At 70.2% G+C, this 19798-nt stretch carries 4 protein-coding genes; 3 read left to right on the top strand and 1 reads right to left on the bottom strand.

The genetic code is table 11. The annotated features are described in order from the left end of the window. The first annotated feature begins 195 nt into the window (after nucleotides 1-195). From ABD946_RS40405 to ABD946_RS40415, 3 genes are all read left to right on the top strand, one after another. Nucleotides 196-16131: an isopeptide-forming domain-containing fimbrial protein gene (locus ABD946_RS40405; RefSeq protein ID WP_345290705.1), complete on the top strand. Its 15936-nt coding sequence runs from the start codon at nucleotides 196-198 to the stop codon at nucleotides 16129-16131. 181 nt (nucleotides 16132-16312) lie between these two features. Beyond that, nucleotides 16313-16936: a hypothetical protein gene (locus tag ABD946_RS40410; protein WP_345290706.1), complete on the top strand. Its 624-nt coding sequence runs from the start codon at nucleotides 16313-16315 to the stop codon at nucleotides 16934-16936. A gap of 143 nt (nucleotides 16937-17079) precedes the next feature. Beyond that, nucleotides 17080-18951, top strand: a complete 1872-nt coding sequence (locus tag ABD946_RS40415; RefSeq protein ID WP_345290707.1) for a DUF4434 domain-containing protein — start codon at nucleotides 17080-17082, stop codon at nucleotides 18949-18951. Between the two features lie 34 nt (nucleotides 18952-18985). Here the strand turns inward: ABD946_RS40415 and dprE2 are convergent, their stop codons facing one another. After that, nucleotides 18986-19741 (bottom strand): decaprenylphospho-beta-D-erythro-pentofuranosid-2-ulose 2-reductase, encoded by a 756-nt coding sequence (gene dprE2 / locus ABD946_RS40420; protein WP_345290708.1) that lies wholly within the window; start codon nucleotides 19739-19741, stop codon nucleotides 18986-18988. Nucleotides 19742-19798: the final 57 nt, after the last annotated feature.

A 19798-nucleotide genomic window follows, 5' to 3' on the forward strand; every position in this document is an offset into this window, starting at 1 on the left:
GGGCCGGACCACCGGCCGGGCTCGCGGGCGGCGCCTCGTGGCATGTCCGGGCCGGTGCGCTGAACGAGTGCATTCCTGCTGGTCAGCGGAGTGCTGCGGCGCGCCGACGAGGCCTCTGATCCGATCAGGCATTCATATACAAAAACCACCGTATGCCTTGGTCTGGACAGAAACGGGAACTCGATGGTCGGCAGAGTGAAGCGCCTGATCGCGATGGTTCTGGCCTGTGTGCTGGCCACCTTCGCCTCGCCGTTCTCGTCCGCGGCGGTCGCGCCGGTGCACCGCGCTCCGGCGGAGACCCGGGCGGCGGCCGGTGCCTGTGCGGCGAAGACCTCGGGCTACAACCAGTGCCAGGTCTTCCGCAGCACCGGTTCGCTCCAGACCTTCACGCCGCCGGCCGTGGCGACCGCTGTCCGCTTCCACCTGTGGGGCGGCGGCGGTGGCAACGGCACCGGTGCCACCTCGGGGTGGGGTGGCGGCGGTGGCTACACGCTGGGGAGCGTCTCGGCGCCGCTGGCGGCGTCCTACTCGATCAACGTGCCCGCCGGGGGCGGCGGGGTGTCCAACGCGGGCGGCGGCGGTGGTGCGGCCTGGGTGAAGGACGCGTCCGGCGCGCTGCTGCTGGTCGCCGGTGGCGGTGGTGGCGGTGGCCGGGGGGTCACCGGGTTCGTGGCGGGCGACGGCGGGGCCGGTGGTGGCGCCAACGGCGCGACCGGCGGCGACGGTGCCGGCGGTGTCAAGGGCGGTGCCGGTGCGGCCGGTGCGGTCGGCGGCGCGGCGGGCAACGCCGGTACCCGCGCCGGCAAGGCGGGCGGGGCCGCGCCGCTCGGGGCCGGCGGTGCGGGTGGTACGGACGGGAGCGTCGGCACCAGCAGTGCCGGCGGCGGCGGGGGCGCCGGCTACGCCGGTGGCGCGGGCGGCGACGGTGCGATCGTGACCCAGGCCGGTGGCGGCGGTGGCGGCGGCAGCGGCTTCGTGGACACCACGAAGGTCCCGGACGGCACCACCACGGCAGGGTCGGGGAAGACCCCGGCCGGGACGGACGACCCGTTCTACGACGGTGACAAGTACGGCGATCCGAAGACGGCCGGTGCGGTGGTGGTCGAATGGGCGATCCCGGCCGTGCAGATCACCTCGCCGGGGGACGGCGACACCATCGGCACCGACACCGAGTTCACCGGCACCGGTGCCCCGGGCGCGACCGTGACCCTGACCCGCGGTACGTCGACCAGTGCCATCGGCACGGCGACGGTCGGGGCCGACGGTCGGTGGACGATCGTCGCCAACGGCCAGAGCACCAGCGCCACCCCGGTGGTCTACAAGGCGTCCCAGACGCTGACGTCGGGTCAGACGCCCGTCACCAACAGCATCTCGGTCACGGTGGTCAGCACCGGCCTGATCGACAAGGGCAAGCCGGTGACGAGGATCTCCAACGCCCTGGCGGGCCGCTGCCAGGCCGACTACAACGGCACCTCCCAGTTCTGGTCCGGCGGGAGCGGGCCCAGCTGCAGCTCGGCCCTGAGCATCGGGACCTCCCTGGTCTCGGGGGGCTGGTTCAACGGAGCCAGCTCGCTGACCGGCGTCAGCCAGACGCCCACCACCGGCACCGGAAGCGCGTCCGATCCGTACAGCATGACGACCGTGTACTCGGCCGGGAGCGGGATGCGGCTGTCCCAGGAGGACTCCTACGTCAACGGCCAGAACGGTTTCCGGGTCGACGTCACGGTCGTGAACACCGGCACCACCGCGCGGACGGGAACGTACTACCGGGGCGGTGACTGCCTGCTGGCCGGAGTCGACCAGAGCTACGGGGCGGTGCTCCCGGCGGCTCCGGGGATGGGCAACGGCATCGCGTGCGTGAAGAACTCGGACGGCACCGGCCAGGCGATGATGCTCGTGCCGCTCACCGCCGGCAGCACGTACGCCGAGGGGACCCCGACCAACGTCCGTGACCAGGCGTCGGGTGGCAAGCCCATGCAGAACACCTGCCGGTGCACGGAGAACCTGGACAGCGCGATGGGCCTCTCCTGGCCGTACTCGCTGGCGCCGGGCGAGTCGAAGACCTTCAGCTTCGTCACCTACTTCCGTCCGGCGGACGTCAAGGCGATGACCGCGGAGAAGACGGTCTCACCGGGCAAGGTGAAGCCCGGGGACACCGTCACCTACACGGTGAAGTTCACCAACCCGAACACCTACCCGGTGACCACCTTCGGCTTCACCGACACCCTGGACGCCCGGCTGGACTACGTCGCTGGTTCGACCTCGGGGACGGACCTCAACGAGCCTGTGGTGAACGGTTCCCAGGTGGGGTGGGGAACCTTCACCACGCTGGCCGCCGGAGCGTCGTACACCTTCACCTTCCAGGCGAAGGTGAAGACCACGGCGACCCTGGGGACCGCCACCAACGACTTCTCCGGCGACGGCATCACCACCCTGTCCAAGGTGGCGCCGCTCTTGATCGCGCCGCCGGCGAACCTGACGGTGACCAAGACCGTGGACCGGACGGCGGTGCTGATCGGTGGTCAGGTGGTGTTCACCGTCACGGTGAAGAACGACGGCCCGAACGCGGCGGCCAACGTCGTGCTCACCGACCAGCTGCCGACCGGGCTCACCTGGGTGTCGGACGACTCGGCGGGCAAGTACGACCGCACCACCGGCAAGTGGACGGTCGGCGCACTGGCCAAGGACGCCACGGCGACCCTGAGGATCACGGCGAGGGCCGCCCAGGAGGGCGACTTCCTCAACGCCGTGACGGCGGTGACCTCGGACACCACCAACGGCACGGTGCTGTGCACCGACGCCTCGACCCCGTCGACCTGCCCGAGCGCCCGGGTCACCGCGCGCTCCAGTGACCTGGTGATGGCCGCGGCGACCTCCCCGAACCCGGTCGTGCCCGGCGGCACCACCACGGCGACGCTGACGGTCACCAACAATGGCCCGTCGACCACCGGGTCCGCGGCGACGGTGACCTTCACCCTGCCGCAGCGCACGACGCTCGGCGCCCCGCTCCCGGCCGGCTGCACGGCGGCTGCTGACGGCAGGTCGGTCAGCTGCACCGTGGCCACGGGTCTGGCGAAGGACGCCAAGGCCGTCTTCGCGGTCCCCCTGGTCGTCGACTCCGGTGCCCCGCTCGCGACCGCCCTCACCGGTGGCTCGGCGGTGGTCGCCCTCACCGACGACCCGAACACCGCCAACAACACGGCGGCCGTCCCGCTCACGACGGCCGCCAAGGGCTCGAACGACCTGGCGATCGCGGCGACCTCGCCGTCCGCCCCGGTGACCCCCGGCACGGCGGGCACCGTGACCGGAACGGTCACCAACGGCGGTCCGTCGGACACCACGACGGCCTCGACGGTGACGTTCACCCTGCCCGCCCGCACGACGGCCGCCGCGACGCAGCCCGCCGGGTGCACGGTGGCCGCAGACCGGAGGTCCGTGACGTGCACGATCGCGGCCGGGCTCAAGAACGGGGCCACGGCCTCCTTCGCGGTCTCGGTGGTGGTCGATCCGGACGCGCCGCTCGGCACCGTGCTGTCCGGTGGCACCGCAGCGGTCGCGAACGCCGAGGACCCGGTGGCGACCAACAACTCGGCCGCCTTCACCGTGACGACGGCGGCGACCGGATCGGCCGACGTCTCGATCACGAAGAAGGCCGCGGGCAGCGCGCTCGTCCCGCCCGGCGGGACCTTCGTCTACGACATCGTGGTGACCAACGCCGGCCCGTCCCAGGCGACCGACGTCGTCGTCACGGACACCCTCCCGGCCGCGTTGAAGTTCGTGTCGGCGGACTCGGGCTGCACCGCCTCGGGGCAGGTGGTGACCTGCCCGGCGATCGCGACGCTGAACCCGGGAGCGAAGGGGACGGTCAAGGTCACGGTGCAGCTGGACCCGGCGTACGCGGGGGACGGCAAGGACGTGCGGAACCAGGCCGTGGTCAAGTCGGCCACAGCCGACCCGGACCAGTCCAACAACACGTCGGACGCCTCGACGGGTGGTCTGCCCGGACCGGGGCCGGGTCCGAATCCGCCGGCGCCGGTGAAGGCTGACGTCGCGATCGTGAAGAAGCCGGTCGGCGCCGGGGCGGTCGCGCCGGGTGAGTCGTTCGACTACACGGTCACGGTGACGAACAACGGTCCGTCGGATGCTGCGGGTCTGGTGGTGTCGGATGCCCTGCCCGCAGTGCTGAAGTTCGTTTCGGCGAGCGACGGTTGTACGGCGAGTGGTCAGCAGGTGACGTGCCCGAAGGTGGCCACGCTCGCGGCGAAGGCGTCCAGGACGTTCACCATCAAGGTGCAGCTGGACCCGGCCTACACGGGTGACGGCAGTGACGTGCGGAACCAGGCGAAGGTCGCGACGGACAGTGCGGATCCGGACCTGAGCAACAACACGTCCGACGGTTCGACCGGGACGCTTCCCGGTCCGGACCCCGGGCCGTACCCGCCGGCGCGGGTGAAGGCGGATGTGGCGATCACGAAGAAGGCCACGGCGACTGCGTTGGTGGCTGCGGGTGAGTCGTTCGACTACACGGTCACGGTGACGAACAACGGTCCGTCGGATGCTGCGGGTCTGGTGGTGTCGGATGCCCTGCCCGCGGTGCTGAAGTTCGTTTCGGCGAGCGATGGTTGTACGGCGAGCGGTCAGGACGTCACGTGTCCGAAGGTGGCGACGTTGGCGGCGAAGGCGTCCAGGACCTTCACCGTCAAGGTGCAGTTGGACCCGGCGTATTCCGGTGACGGGAAGGATGTGCGGAACCAGGCGAAGGTGGCGTCGGACAGCGCGGATCCGGATCTGTCGAACAACACGTCTGATGCGTCGACGGGTGGTCTGCCGGGTCCTGGTCCGGGGCCGAATCCGCCGGCGCCGGTGAAGGCGGATGTCGCGATCAGCAAGAAGCCCGCGTCCGCCACTCTCGTGTCGGCGGGTGAGTCGTTCGACTACACGGTGACCGTGACGAACAACGGTCCCTCGGATGCCACGGGTGTGGTGGTGTCGGATGCTCTGCCGTCGATGGTGAAGTTCGTTTCGGCGAGCGATGGTTGTACGGCGAGTGGTCAGCAGGTGACGTGCCCGAAGGTCGCGACGTTGGCGGCGAAGGCGTCGAAGACGTACACGGTGACGGTGCAGTTGGACCCGGCGTACGCGGGTGATGGCAAGGATGTGCGGAACCAGGCGAAGCTGGTGACGGACAGCGCGGATCCGGACACGTCCAACAACACGTCGGATGCGTCGACGGGTGGTCTGCCGGGTCCTGGTCCGGGGCCGAATCCGCCGGCGCCGGTGAAGGCCGATGTGGCGATCACCAAGAAGGCCACGAGCACCACGTTGGTGGCCCCGGGTGAGTCGTTCGACTACACGGTCACCGTGACGAACAACGGTCCGTCGGATGCTGCCGGACTGGTGGTCACCGATGCTCTGCCGTCGATGGTGAAGTTCGTTTCGGCGAGCGACGGTTGTACGGCGAGCGGTCAGGACGTCACGTGTCCGAAGGTGGCTACGCTCGCGGCGAAGGCGTCCAGGACGTTCACCGTCAAGGTGCAGTTGGACCCGGCGTATGCGGGTGATGGCAAGGATGTGCGGAACCAGGCGAAGGTGGCGTCGGACAGCGCGGATCCGGATCTGTCGAACAACACGTCGGATGCGTCGACGGGTGGTCTGCCGGGTCCTGGTCCGGGTCCGAATCCGCCGGCGCCGGTGAAGGCCGATGTGGCGATCACCAAGAAGGCCACGAGCACCGCGCTGGTGTCGGCGGGTGAGTCCTTCGACTACACGGTGACCGTGACGAACAACGGGCCGTCGCAGGCTTCCGGCCTGGTGGTGACCGACAGCCTTCCCGCAGTGCTCAAGTTCGTCTCGGCGAGCGACGGTTGCTCGGCCTCCGGCCAGGACGTGACGTGTCCGAAGCTGGCGACGCTCGCCGTGGGTTCCTCGAAGACGTACACGGTGACGGTGCAGTTGGACCCGGCGTACGCGGGTGATGGCAAGGATGTGCGGAACCAGGCGAAGGTGGCGTCGGACAGCGCGGATCCGGACACGTCCAACAACACGTCGGATGCGTCGACGGGTGGTCTGCCGGGTCCTGGTCCGGGTCCGAATCCGCCGGCGCCGGTGAAGGCGGATGTCGCGATCACCAAGAAGGCCACGAGTACCACGTTGGTGGCCCCGGGTGAGTCGTTCGACTACACGGTGACCGTGACGAACAACGGTCCGTCGCAGGCGTCCGGGCTGGTGGTGACCGACAGCCTTCCCGCAGTGCTCAAGTTCGTTTCGGCGAGCGATGGTTGCACGGCGAGCGGGCAGGACGTCACCTGCCCGAAGGTCGCGACGTTGGCGGCGAAGGCGTCCAGGACGTTCACCATCAGGGTGCAGTTGGATCCGGCGTACTCCGGTGACGGGAAGGACGTGCGGAACCAGGCGTCGGTGGCGTCGGACAGTGCGGATCCGGATCTGTCGAACAACACGTCGGACGCTTCGACGGGTGGTCTTCCGGGTCCTGGTCCTGGTCCGGGTCCGAATCCGCCGGCGCCGGTGAAGGCCGACGTGGCGATCACCAAGAAGCCCGCGTCAGCTGCGCCCGTGGCCCCCGGTGAGACGTTCGACTACACGGTCACGGTGACGAACAACGGTCCGTCGCAGGCCTCTGGTCTGGTGGTGACGGACAGCCTTCCCGCGGTGCTGAAGTTCGTTTCGGCGAGCGATGGTTGTACCGCGAGCGGGCAGGAGGTGACGTGTCCGAAGCTGGCGACGCTGGCGGTGGGTGCGTCGAAGTCGTACACCGTCAAGGTGCAGTTGGACCCGGCGTACTCCGGTGACGGCAGCGATGTGCGCAACCGGGCGAAGGTCGCGACGGAGAGCCCCGACCCGGATCCCTCCAACAACACCTCTGACGGGGCCACTGGAACCCTTCCCGGTCCGGGGCCGAATCCGCCGGCGCCGGTGAAGGCGGATGTGGCGATCACCAAGAAGGCCGCAGGCACCACGTTGGTGGCCCCGGGTGAATCCTTCGACTACACGGTCACGGTGACGAACAACGGTCCGTCGCAGGCTTCTGGTGTGGTGGTGTCGGATGCTCTGCCGTCGATGGTGAAGTTCGTTTCGGCGAGCGATGGTTGTACGGCGAGCGGTCAGGACGTCACCTGTCCGAAGCTGGCGACGCTCGCGGTCGGTGCCTCGAAGACGTACACGGTGACGGTGCAGTTGGACCCGGCGTACGCGGGTGATGGCAAGGATGTGCGGAACCAGGCGAAGGTGGCGACGGACAGCCCTGACCCGGACTCGAGCAACAACACCTCCGACGCTTCGACGGGTGGTCTTCCGGGTCCTGGTCCGGGTCCGAATCCGCCGGCGCCGGTGAAGGCGGATGTCGCGATCAGCAAGAAGCCCGCGGCGGCTACGCCCGTGGCCCCCGGTGAGACGTTCGACTACACGGTCACGGTGACGAACAACGGCCCGTCGCAGGCGTCCGGGCTGGTGGTGTCGGATGCGTTGCCGTCTATGCTGAAGTTCGTTTCGGCGAGTGATGGTTGCACGGCGAGCGGTCAAGATGTCACCTGTCCGAAGCTGGCGACGCTCGCTGTGAGCACGTCGAAGTCGTACACCATCAAGGTGCAGTTGGACCCGGCGTACTCCGGTGACGGCAGCGATGTGCGGAACCAGGCGAAGGTCGCGACGGAGAGCCCCGACCCGGATCCCTCCAACAACACGTCGGATGCGTCGACGGGTGGTCTGCCCGGTCCGGGCCCCGGCCCGAACCCCCCGGCGCCGGTGAAGGCCGATGTCGCGATTACCAAGAAGCCCGCGTCAGCTGCGCCCGTGGCCCCCGGCGAGACGTTCGACTACATGGTGACCGTCACGAACAACGGTCCGTCGCAGGCTTCCGGCCTGGTGGTGACGGACAGCCTGCCTGCGGTGCTGAAGTTCGTTGCGGCGAGCGATGGTTGTACCGCGAGCGGGCAGGAGGTGACGTGTCCGAAGGTGGCGGCGTTGGCGGCGAAGGCGTCGAAGTCCTACACACTCAAGGTGCAGCTCGACCCGGCCTACTCCGGCGACGGAACCGACGTCCGCAACCAGGCGAAGGTCGCGACGGACAGTGCGGATCCGGACCTGAGCAACAACACGTCCGACGGTTCGACCGGCACTCTCCCTGGTCCGGACCCCGGGCCGTACCCGCCGGCGCCGGTGAAGGCGGACGTGGCGATCACCAAGAAGGCCACGGCGACTGCGTTGGTGGCTCCAGGTGAGTCGTTCGACTACGCGGTGACGGTGACGAACAATGGTCCGTCGGACGCGTTGGGTGTGGTGGTGTCGGATGCTCTGCCGTCGATGCTGAAGTTCGTTTCGGCGAGCGATGGTTGTACGGCTTCCGGGCAGCAGGTCATGTGTCCGAAGGTCGCGACCTTGGCGGCCAAGACTTCCAAGACGTACACGGTGACGGTGCAGTTGGACCCGGCGTACTCCGGTGACGGGAAGGATGTGCGGAACCAGGCGAAGGTGGCGTCGGACAGCGCGGATCCGGACACGTCCAACAACACGTCGGATGCGTCGACGGGTGGTCTGCCGGGTCCTGGTCCGGGTCCGAATCCGCCGGCGCCGGTGAAGGCGGATGTCGCGATCGCCAAGAAGCCCGCTTCGAACGCCCCGGTCGCTCCTGGCGAGACGTTCGATTACGCGATCACGGTGACGAACAACGGTCCGTCGCAGGCTTCCGGCCTGGTGGTGACGGACAGCCTGCCCGCGGTGCTGAAGTTCGTTTCGGCGAGCGATGGTTGTACCGCGAGCGGGCAGGAGGTGACGTGTCCGAAGCTGGCGACGCTGGCGGTGGGTGCGTCGAAGTCGTACACCGTCAAGGTGCAGTTGGACCCGGCGTACTCCGGTGACGGCAGCGACGTGCGCAACCGGGCGAAGGTCGCGACGGAGAGCGCCGACCCGGACACTTCCAACAACACCTCTGACGGGGCCACTGGAACCCTTCCCGGTCCGGGGCCGAATCCGCCGGCGCCGGTGAAGGCGGATGTGGCGATCACCAAGAAGGCCGCGGGCACCACGTTGGTGGCCCCGGGTGAGGCGTTCGACTACACGGTCACGGTGACGAACAACGGTCCGTCGCAGGCGTCCGGGCTGGTGGTGTCGGATGCGTTGCCGTCTATGCTGAAGTTCGTTTCGGCGAGTGATGGTTGTACGGCCTTGGGCCAGCAGGTCACCTGTCCGAAGGCGGACACGTTGGCGGTGGGTGCGTCGAAGTCGTACACCGTCAAGGTGCAGTTGGACCCGGCGTACTCCGGTGACGGCAGCGATGTGCGGAACCAGGCGTCGGTCGCGACGGAGAGCCCCGACCCGGATACCTCCAACAACACGTCGGATGCGTCGACGGGTGGTCTGCCCGGTCCCGGTCCGGGTCCGAATCCGCCGGCGCCGGTGAAGGCCGATGTCACGATTACCAAGAAGCCCGCGTCCGCTAGTCCCGTGGCCCCCGGCGAGACGTTCGACTACACGATCACGGTGACGAACAAGGGCCCCTCGCAGGCCTCCGGGCTGGTGGTGACGGACAGTCTGCCCGCAGTGCTGAAGTTCGTTTCGGCGAGTGACGGTTGCTCGGCCTCCGGCCAGGACGTGACGTGTCCGAAGCTGGCGACGCTCGCGGTCGGTTCCTCGAAGACCTACACCGTCAAGGTGCAGCTCGACCCGGCCTACTCCGGTGACGGCACCGACGTGCGCAACCAGGCGAAGGCCACGACGGACAGCCCCGACCCGGACACTTCCAACAACACCTCTGACGGGGCCACCGGAACCCTTCCCGGTCCGGGCCCGAACCCGCCCGCCCCTGTGAAGGCGGACGTCGCGATCACCAAGAGGCCGGTCGGGTCCGCGCAGGTGGCCCCCGGTGAGACCTTCGACTACGCGGTCACCGTGACGAACAACGGTCCGTCGGATGCCGCGGGTGTGGTGGTGTCGGATGCTCTGCCATCGATGGTGAAGTTCGTTTCGGCGAGCGATGGTTGTACGGCGAGCGGTCAGCAGGTGACGTGCCCGAAGGTGCCGACGTTGGCGGCGAAGGCGTCGAAGACGTACACGGTGACGGTGCAGTTGGACCCGGCGTACTCCGGTGACGGGAAGGATGTGCGGAACCAGGCGAAGGTGGCGTCGGACAGCGCGGATCCGGACACGTCCAACAACACGTCGGATGCGTCGACGGGTGGTCTGCCGGGTCCTGGTCCGGGTCCGAATCCGCCGGCGCCGGTGAAGGCGGATGTCGCGATCGCCAAGAAGCCCGCTTCGAACGCCCCGGTCGCTCCTGGCGAGACGTTCGATTACGCGATCACAGTGACGAACAACGGTCCGTCCCAGGCCTCCGGCCTGGTGGTGACGGACGCCCTGCCCGCTGCCCTCAAGTTCGTTTCGGCGAGCGATGGTTGTACGCCCTCGGGTCAGCAGGTGACGTGCCCGAAACTGGAGACTCTCGCTGCAAAGGTCTCCAAGACGTACACGGTGAAGGTGCAGTTGGACCCGGCGTACTCCGGTGACGGCAGCGACGTGCGCAACCAGGCGAAGGTCACGACGGACAGCGCCGACCCGGACACTTCCAACAACACCTCCGACGGGGCCACTGGAACCCTTCCCGGTCCGGACCCAGGGCCTTACCCGCCGGCGCCGGCGAAGGCGGATGTGGCGATCACCAAGAAGGCCGCAGGCACCACGTTGGTGGCCCCGGGTGAATCCTTCGACTACACGGTCACGGTGACGAACAACGGTCCGTCGCAGGCCTCGGGTGTGGTGGTGTCGGATGCGTTGCCGTCGATGCTGAAGTTCGTTTCGGCGAGCGATGGTTGTACGGCCACTGGGCAGGACGTCACCTGTCCGAAGCTGGCGACGCTCGCAGTCGGTTCCTCGAAGACCTTCACGGTGACGGTGCAGTTGGACCCGGCGTACGCGGGTGATGGCAAGGATGTGCGGAACCAGGCGAAGGTGGCGACGGACAGTCCCGACCCGGACTCGAGCAACAACACCTCCGACGCTTCGACGGGTGGTCTTCCGGGTCCTGGTCCGGGTCCGAATCCGCCGGCGCCGGTGAAGGCGGATGTCGCGATCAGCAAGAAGCCCGCGGCGGCTACGCCCGTGGCCCCCGGTGAGACGTTCGATTACGCGATCACGGTGACGAACAACGGTCCGTCGCAGGCTTCCGGCCTGGTGGTGACGGACAGCCTGCCCGCAGTGCTGAAGTTCGTTTCGGCGAGCGATGGTTGTACGGCCTCGGGCCAGCAGGTGACGTGTCCGAAGGTGGCTGTGCTCGCGGTGGGTGCGTCGAAGTCCTACACGGTCAAGGTGCAGCTCGACCCGGCGTACTCCGGCGACGGCACCGACGTGCGGAACCAGGCGAAGGTCGCGACGGAGAGCCCCGACCCGGACCCGAGCAACAACACCTCTGACGGGGCCACCGGAACCCTTCCCGGTCCGGGCCCGAACCCGCCCGCCCCGGTGAAGGCGGACGTCGCGATCACCAAGAGGCCGGTCGGGTCCGCGCAGGTGGCAGCCGGCGAGACCTTCGACTACGCGGTCACCGTGACGAACAACGGTCCGTCGGATGCCGCGGGTGTGGTGGTGTCGGATGCCCTGCCCGCGGTGCTGAAGTTCGTTTCGGCGAGCGATGGTTGTACGGCGAGCGGTCAGGATGTCACGTGTCCGAAGGTGGCGACGTTGGCGGCGAAGGCGTCCAGGACCTTCACCGTCAAGGTGCAGTTGGACCCGGCGTATGCGGGTGATGGCAAGGATGTGCGGAACCAGGCGAAGGTGGCGTCGGACAGCGCGGATCCGGACACGTCCAACAACACGTCGGATGCGTCGACGGGTGGTCTGCCGGGTCCTGGTCCGGGTCCGAATCCGCCGGCGCCGGTGAAGGCGGATGTGGCGATCACCAAGAAGGCCACGAGTAACACGTTGGTGGCCCCGGGTGAGACCTTCGACTACGCGATCACCGTGACGAACAACGGTCCGTCTCTGGCATCGGGTGTGGTGGTGTCGGATGCTCTGCCGTCGATGCTGAAGTTCGTTTCGACCAGCGACGGTTGCTCGCTCTTCGGCCAGGACGTGACGTGTCCGAAGCTGGCGACGCTCGCGGTCGGTACCTCGAAGGCGTACACCGTCAAGGTGCAGCTCGACCCGGCGTACGCGGGTGACGGGAAGGATGTGCGGAACCAGGCGAAGGCGGCGACGGACAGCCCTGACCCGGACTCGAGCAACAACACCTCCGACGCCTCGACGGGTGGTCTGCCCGGTCCGGGCCCCGGCCCGAATCCGCCCGCCCCGGTGAAGGCGGACGTGGCGATCACCAAGAAGGCCACGAGCGCCACGCCGGTGGCCCCCGGTGAGACCTTCGATTACACGATCACCGTGACGAACAACGGTCCGTCGGATGCCGCGGGTGTGGTGGTGTCGGACGCTCTGCCGTCGATGGTGAAGTTCGTTTCGGCGAGCGATGGTTGTACGGCGAGCGGTCAGGACGTCACGTGTCCGAAGCTGGCGACGCTCGCGGTGGGTGCGTCGAAGTCGTACACCGTCAGGGTGCAGCTCGACCCGGCGTACTCCGGTGACGGCACGGACGTGCGCAACCAGGCGAAGGTCGCGACCGACAGCCCCGATCCCGACACTTCCAACAACACCTCCGACGCCTCGACGGGTGGTCTTCCGGGTCCTGGTCCGGGTCCGAATCCGCCGGCGCCGGTGAAGGCGGACGTGGCGATCGCCAAGAAGGCCACGGCGACTGCGTTGGTGGCTGCGGGTGAGTCGTTCGACTACACGGTCACCGTGACGAACAACGGTCCGTCGCAGGCGTCCGGGCTGGTGATGACCGACAGCCTGCCGTCGATGGTGAAGTTCGTTTCGGCGAGCGATGGTTGTACGGTGAGCGGTCAGGATGTCACCTGTCCGAGGCTGGCGACGCTCGCGGTCGGTTCCTCGAAGACGTACACCGTCAGGGTGCAGCTCGACCCGGCCTACTCCGGTGACGGCACGGACGTGCGCAACCAGGCGAAGGTCGGGACGGACAGCCCCGACCCGGACCAGAGCAACAACACCTCCGACGCCTCGACGGGTGGTCTGCCCGGTCCCGGCCCCGGCCCGAACCCCCCGGCGCCGGTGAAGGCGGACGTGGCGATCACCAAGAAGCCGGTCGGCAGCTCCTCGGTCGCTCCGGGTGAGTCGTTCGGCTACGAGATCACGGTGCGGAACGACGGTCCGTCGGATGCCTCGGGTCTGGTGGTGTCGGATGCTCTGCCGTCGATGCTGAAGTTCGTTTCGGCGAGCGATGGTTGCACGGCATCGGGGCAGCAGGTCACGTGCCCGAAGCTGGTGAAGCTCGCGGCCAAGGCGTCCAGGACGTACACGGTGGCCGTGCAGCTCGACCCGGCCTACTCCGCTGACGGGAAGGACGTCCGCAACCAGGCGAAGGTGTCGACGGACACTGCCGACCCCGACCTGAGCAACAACACCTCTGACGCCTCGACGGGTGGTCTGCCCGGTCCTGGCCCCGGCCCGAACCCCCCGGCGCCGGTGAAGGCGGACGTGGCGATCACCAAGAAGCCCGCGTCCGCTACCCCCGTGGCTCCCGGCGAGACCTTCGACTACACGGTCACCGTGACGAACAACGGCCCGTCTCAGGCCTCTGGTCTGGTGGTGACGGACAGCTTGCCCGCGGCACTGAAGTTCGTTTCGGCGAGCGATGGTTGCACCGCGAGCGGGCAGGAGGTGACGTGCCCGAAGGCGCCTGTGCTCGCGGTGGGTGCGTCGAAGTCGTACACCCTCAAGGTGCAGCTCGACCCGGCCTACTCCGGTGACGGCACCGACGTCCGCAACCAGGCAAAGGCCGCGACCGACAGCCCCGACCCGGACACCTCCAACAACACCTCCGACGGATCGACCGGAACCCTCCCCGGTCCGGGCCCCAATCCGCCCGCGCCGGTGAAGGCGGACGTCGCGATCACCAAGAAGCCGGTCGGCACGGGCCTGGTGGCCCCCGGTGAGACCTTCGACTACGCGATCACGGTCACGAACAACGGTCCGTCGCAGGCCTCCGGCCTGGTGGTGACGGACAGTCTGCCCGCGGTGCTGAAGTTCGTTGCGGCGAGCGATGGTTGTACGGCGAGCGGGCAGGAGGTGACGTGCCCGAAGGTGGCGACGCTCGCGGTGGGGGCGTCGAAGACCTACACCGTCAAGGTGCAGCTCGACCCGGCGTACTCCGGTGACGGCAGCGACGTGCGCAACCAGGCGAAGGTCGGGACGGACAGCCCCGACCCGGATCCGAGCAACAACACCTCCGACGCCGCGACCGGCACCCTCCCGGGCCCCGGTCCCGGGCCGAACCCGCCGGCTCCGGCCAAGGCGGACGTCGCGGTCACCAAGAAGCCGGTCGGGTCCACCCAGGTGGCCCCCGGTGAGACCTTCGACTACGCGATCACGGTGACCAACGCCGGGCCTTCCCGGGCCACCGACGTACGGACGACCGACGCACTGCCGGCACCCCTCGCGTTCGTCTCCTCGTCCGACGGGTGCACCGCAGCCGGGCAGGACGTGACGTGCCCGACCCTGCCGACCCTGGCGGTGAACGGAACGCGGACCTTCACCTTCACCGTGCGGCTGGACCAGGACTACGAAGGGAACGGCTCGGACATCGGGAACATCGCCAAGGTGACGGCCGGCACGGCGGACCCGGAGCTCGCGAACAACTCCTCGGCCGCGGCCGGGCTGCCCGGCGGGAAGCCCCGGCGGGGCGAGGCCGACCTCGCGGTCGACAAGTCGGCCGGCGGGAGCGCGGTGGTCCCCGGTGAGACCGTGGACTACACGATCACCGTCACCAACAACGGGCCCTCGTCGGACGGGTACAACGTGGTCCTGACCGACCGGCTGCCCGCGGCTCTGACCTACGTCTCCTCCCAGCCGGCCGGCTGCACGGTGGAGGCCACCACCCGGACGGTCACCTGCCCGGCCCGCGGCCGTCTGAAGGTGGGTCAGAAGATGACCTACGTGCTCACCGCACGGCTGGACGCCTCCTACCGGGGTGACGGCACCGACGTCGTCAACCGGGCCGTGGTGCACGCCGACAACATCGACCCCAACTCCGCCAACGACGGTGACGACGCCCCGCTGCCGGACAACGGGCGCCCCGCTCCGCCGAAGCGCGACATGGCGGCGCGGGTCACCCTCTCGCAGGAGACGGTGGTGCCCGGCGAGACGGTGAAGCTCATCGCGAGGATCACCAACAACGGGCCCTCCACCCACCACGGCGAGGCCACCTTCACGGTCACCCTGCCCGAGGAGCTCTCCTTCGCCCGGGCGCTGCCCGGCCACTGCACGGCGGTCGGTGCCAAGCGGGCCGTCTGCAAGCTCCCCGCCGGGCTCCTGCCCAAGCCTCGGAACGGTGCCGGCGATCCGGCGGTCGGTGTCCTGGAGACGGAGTTCGAGGTACGGGTCTCCCCGGAGGCCCAGGCCGGGCGGACCCTGACGGAGCGGGTCCGGGTGACCGATCCGGCGGACGGACTCGCCGAGAACGACGAGGACGTCTACGCGCTCCGGGTCGGCACCCCCGTGGCCGACCTCGCGCTGACCAAGTCCGCCGCCTACCCGGTGGGCAAGGACCGGGTGGACGCGGGCGACACCTTCACCTACACCGTCACCACCACCAACAACGGCCCGTCGACCGCGATGGGCGTCCGGGTGACCGACCCGCTGCCCGCCGAGCTCGCGTTCGTGTCCTCGCCCGACGGGTGCGGCGCGGACGGACGGACCGTCAGGTGCGGTCCGGTGGCCCGGCTGGCGCCCGGTGAGAAGGCCGTCCACCGCGTCCTGGTGACGCTCTCCCCGCGCTACGCCGGGAACGGCCGGGACGTGGACAACATCGCCACGACCGGCTCGGAGACCTTCGACCCCCGCCCGGCCGACAACAGCAACAAGCCGGGCACCAACGGGCCCGACGGCGGTCCGCTCCGGACCGTGCCGGCCGGACCGACGCCGAAGCCGAAGCCGGGGCCGCTGCCGGACACCGGAACGGCGGTCGCAGCCGCCACCACCGCCGCGACGCTCCTGCTCCTGCTCGGGCTCGCCTGCACCGCCGTGGTGCGGCGCCGCTCGCGCCGAGCGGGGGAGTGAGGACGGTGGCAGGACGGAAGGGCCGGGCACGGCCGAGCGGCGGCACGGCGGTGACCCGGACGGATGACCGGCGCGCGGCACGAACGGCCGGACGGGCCGGAGCGCCTGTCACCCGGGCAGAGTCACTGACGGTCCGTCAGCACGTTCCGTGCGGCGCATGCTCCAGGAGGTCGAGGTATTGGTGAGTTCCAGCCGACGGCGGACGGCGTCCCTGGCCGTCGTCGCCCTACCGGCGGCCGTGTGGTGCGGGGCCGCCTCCGCCGAGACGCCGGCACCCCCGCCGGCGGCGGCACCGGCGACCGCACCGGTGCTGGTGTCGATCGACGCGGGCGGCGGGCAGGCACGGGCCGGCGGCACCCTCGACTACACGGTGCGGGTCCGCAACGAGAGCGACCGGCCGATCGCGGCGGCCGAGGTCTACCAGATGCTGCCGGCCACGCTCCAGGCCGGTTCGGTGGGGGAGGGCGGCCGGATCGACGCCACCCAGGTCACCTGGACCGCCGAACTGCCTCCCCGGCGCGAGGTCACCCTCACCCTGACCACCAAGGTCGGGGAGCGGACCACCGGCGGCGACAAGCTCGTGACCACCGCCTGCGTGCGCACGGACCCGGGGCAGCCGCTTGCCGGTTGCGCCTCCAGCCAGGTCGCCTGGGCTCCGGAGGACGGAGGAAGGGGCGGAGCCGCACCGTCCCGGCTCCCGATGATGGCCGGCGCGGCAGCTGCGGTTGCCGTGGCCGGGGGCGTGTTCCTGCTGCGCGGGCGTCGTCGGCGCCGACGGTCGGACCCGGTCGCCGAGAGCGGTTGACCTCCACTCGGCCGGGGCGTCGTGCACCGGCCGCCGGGGTCGGCCCGCCGCAGTAGGACGGCTGCCGACCCTGCGTCGAGCACGGTGTGCGGGGGCGGTGTGGCGGCGCGTCCGTCGGTGGACGCACGGCTAGGGTCGGTCCGGTGATCCAACCCAACCGACCGGTCCTCGCGTTCCTCGCAGCCCTCGCGATGCTGGTGCCGTCCGCCCAGGTGCACGCGGCCGGAGCCTCAGGGCCCAGGTGCCCGAACGGGGCTCCGGCGCCCGTGCCGACCGGCACCTACGTGGTGCCGAGCCTCGCGTCCTCCTGGACCGCGGAGGACTGGGTGGCGCAGCTGCGGGCGCTGGACGATGTGGGGATGAACGAGGTCTACGTGCAGTGGGCGGCCGACAGCACCTCACGGCTCGTCTACTACCCCGGGTCGAGCCTCGGCTGGAAGACCGTCAGCGCCCCCGACGGCTCGGTGGAACTCGACAACCTCTTCCGGGCGGCGGACCTGGTCGGACGGGAGCCGGGGCGGCATCCGGTCCGCATCCACCTCGGCCTGACCGCGAACGAGAAGCTGTGGTGGCGTCAGCGGCCGTCCGACCCGGGCTGGTTGGTCACCGAGGCCGAGAACTCCCGGCGGGTGGCGGCCGACCTGTGGAACCTCTACGGCAGCCGGTACCCGGGGCTGCTGGCCGGGTGGTACCTCTGGCCGGAGGTGCAGGCCCCGCTCTGGACCACCCCGGAGTACCTGGCCGCCTTCGAGGAGTACGTGCGCGGGGTGGCCACCTCGGTGAAGGCCCTCTCGGCCCCCGGCGCGCCGCTGCCCGTCCTCATCGCCCCGTTCTACGGAGGCGAGTTGACCGAGGAGGGGCTGCGCACCTGGACCGCGCTCTGGCACGGCGTCCTGACCCGGACCGCCCCGGCGATCGACGCGATCGCGATCCAGGACGGCGGCGGCACCGGGCGCTCGCCGGCCGACATCGGCCGGCTGTTCGCGGCGGCCTCCGAAGGGCTCGCCGACCTGCCCGTCGCGATCTGGAACGACGCCGAGACCTACGACCCCTTCGACGGCGACGACCTGCCGATCCGGACCCTCGCCGAGAACCTGTGCGCGAGCAGGGCTTCCCGCTACCTGACCTTCGCGGCGAACCACCTGCTGCCGACCGATCCGGCCAGGATCACGTACCCGGCGGCCAACTCGACCTACCTCGCCTACGCCTCCTGGACCCGGGGCGAGGCCGCGTCTCCGCCGCCGGCGTTCCGCGGCGGGCTGCGCTCCGTCGCCGCCGGGCACGGCACGGTGCGGCTGTACTGGGACGCCGCGACCAGCAAGGCACCCGGTGGTGTGGCCGGGTACCGGATCTGGCGCGACCGGGAACTGGTGGAGATCCTCCGCGAGCCGAAGGCCCGTGGGTTCACGGACCGTCAACTGGCCTCGGCCACCCACTCCTACCGGGTGGAGGCCTTCGACGCCTTCGGCGGCACCACGGCGAGCGGGGCGTCGTCGGTGGTGGTCCCCGAGCGCGAGGAGCTCGCGGACCTGGCCGTGCGGCGTCCCTACCTCATCGAGGGGTGGGGCCAGGCCAACCACCCGGACGACGGCTCCCGCCTGACCGACGGGCTGCACGGCCCGCTCGACCCCTTCGACCCGGCCTGGGTCGGTGCCGACCTGCTCGACGACGACCCGGCCCAGTGGTCGGTGACGGTCGACCTCGGGGCCGACGCGCCGGCGGGCAGGTCGGTCGGCGCCCTGTCGACCGGCTGGCTCCAGGCGCGCGACACCGGGATCTTCCTGCCGACCGCGGTCGAGTACGCGGTGAGCGCGGGCGACGGTGCGCCGTGGACCACGGTGGGACGGGTCGAGCGCCCGGCCGTCCCGCACCGGCCGCTGGTCCAGGACTACCGCCTGGACCTGCCGGTCCCGGTGACGGCCCGGTACGTCCGGGCCACGGTCACCGGGAACGGCATCGGCTCCTGGGCGCTGACCGACGAGATCGAGGTACTGGGCCGGGGCCGGACGCCCTGAGTGCGGCGGAGGCCGGCCCCGGCTGCCGTCCGGGTCAGCCCGGGAGCCGCCGGAAGAGCGGCCGCGGCAGGTGGCGCAGCACCGACATCACGACCCGCAGGACGGAGGGGGCCCAGACGGTGGAGGCACCGTGCAGCAGCCCCTGCACGGTGGCGGTGGCCACGGCGTCGGCGGTGGTGGCGAACGGGGCCGGCTTCATGCCCGCCGTCATCCGGGTGCGGACGAATCCGGGGCGGACCACCATCACCCGGGCCCCCGAGCCGTGCAGCGCGTCGCCGAGGCCCTGGGCGAAGGCGTCGAGCCCGGCCTTGGCGGAGCCGTAGATGAAGTTGGCGCGCCGGGCCCGTTCCGCGGCCACCGAGGAGAGCACCACCAGGGTCCCGTGGCCCTGCCGCCGCAGCTGCCGGGCGCAGACCAGGCCGGCGGAGACCGCTCCGACGTAGTTGACCTCGGCGACCCGGGTCGCGGCCAACGGGTCCTCCTCGTCCCGGAGTTGGTCTCCGAGCAGGCCGAAGGCGAGCAGCACCACGTCGACGTCGGTCTCGGCGAAGACCTTGCCGAGCGCGCTCTCGTGGTCCTCGTAGTCGGTGGCGTCGAAGGCGATCTCACTGACGATGGCCCCCCGGTCCGCCAGCTCGGCGGCGGCGGCGGTCAGCTCGGGGGAGGGGCGTCCGGCCAGGTAGACCCGGTCGGTGCGGCGGCCGACCAGAAGGCGGGCGGTGGCGAGGGCGATCTCGGAGGAGCCGCCGAGGATGAGCAGGGACTGGGTGTCGCCGAGGGCGTTCTTCATGAGCTGGTGGCCTGACTGGGTACGGGGACGGGGAAGAGGGGTCCGGATGGCGGCCGG

Origin of the sequence: Kitasatospora albolonga (assembly GCF_039535905.1) — a bacterium.
In the GTDB taxonomy this organism is placed as follows: Bacteria; Actinomycetota; Actinomycetes; order Streptomycetales; family Streptomycetaceae; genus Kitasatospora; species Kitasatospora albolonga.

Excerpts from the sequence above, each read along its gene's own strand:
- dprE2 (WP_345290708.1), bottom strand. The coding sequence starts at position 19,741 with ATGAAGAACGCCCTCGGCGACACCCAGTCCCTGCTCATCCTCGGCGGC.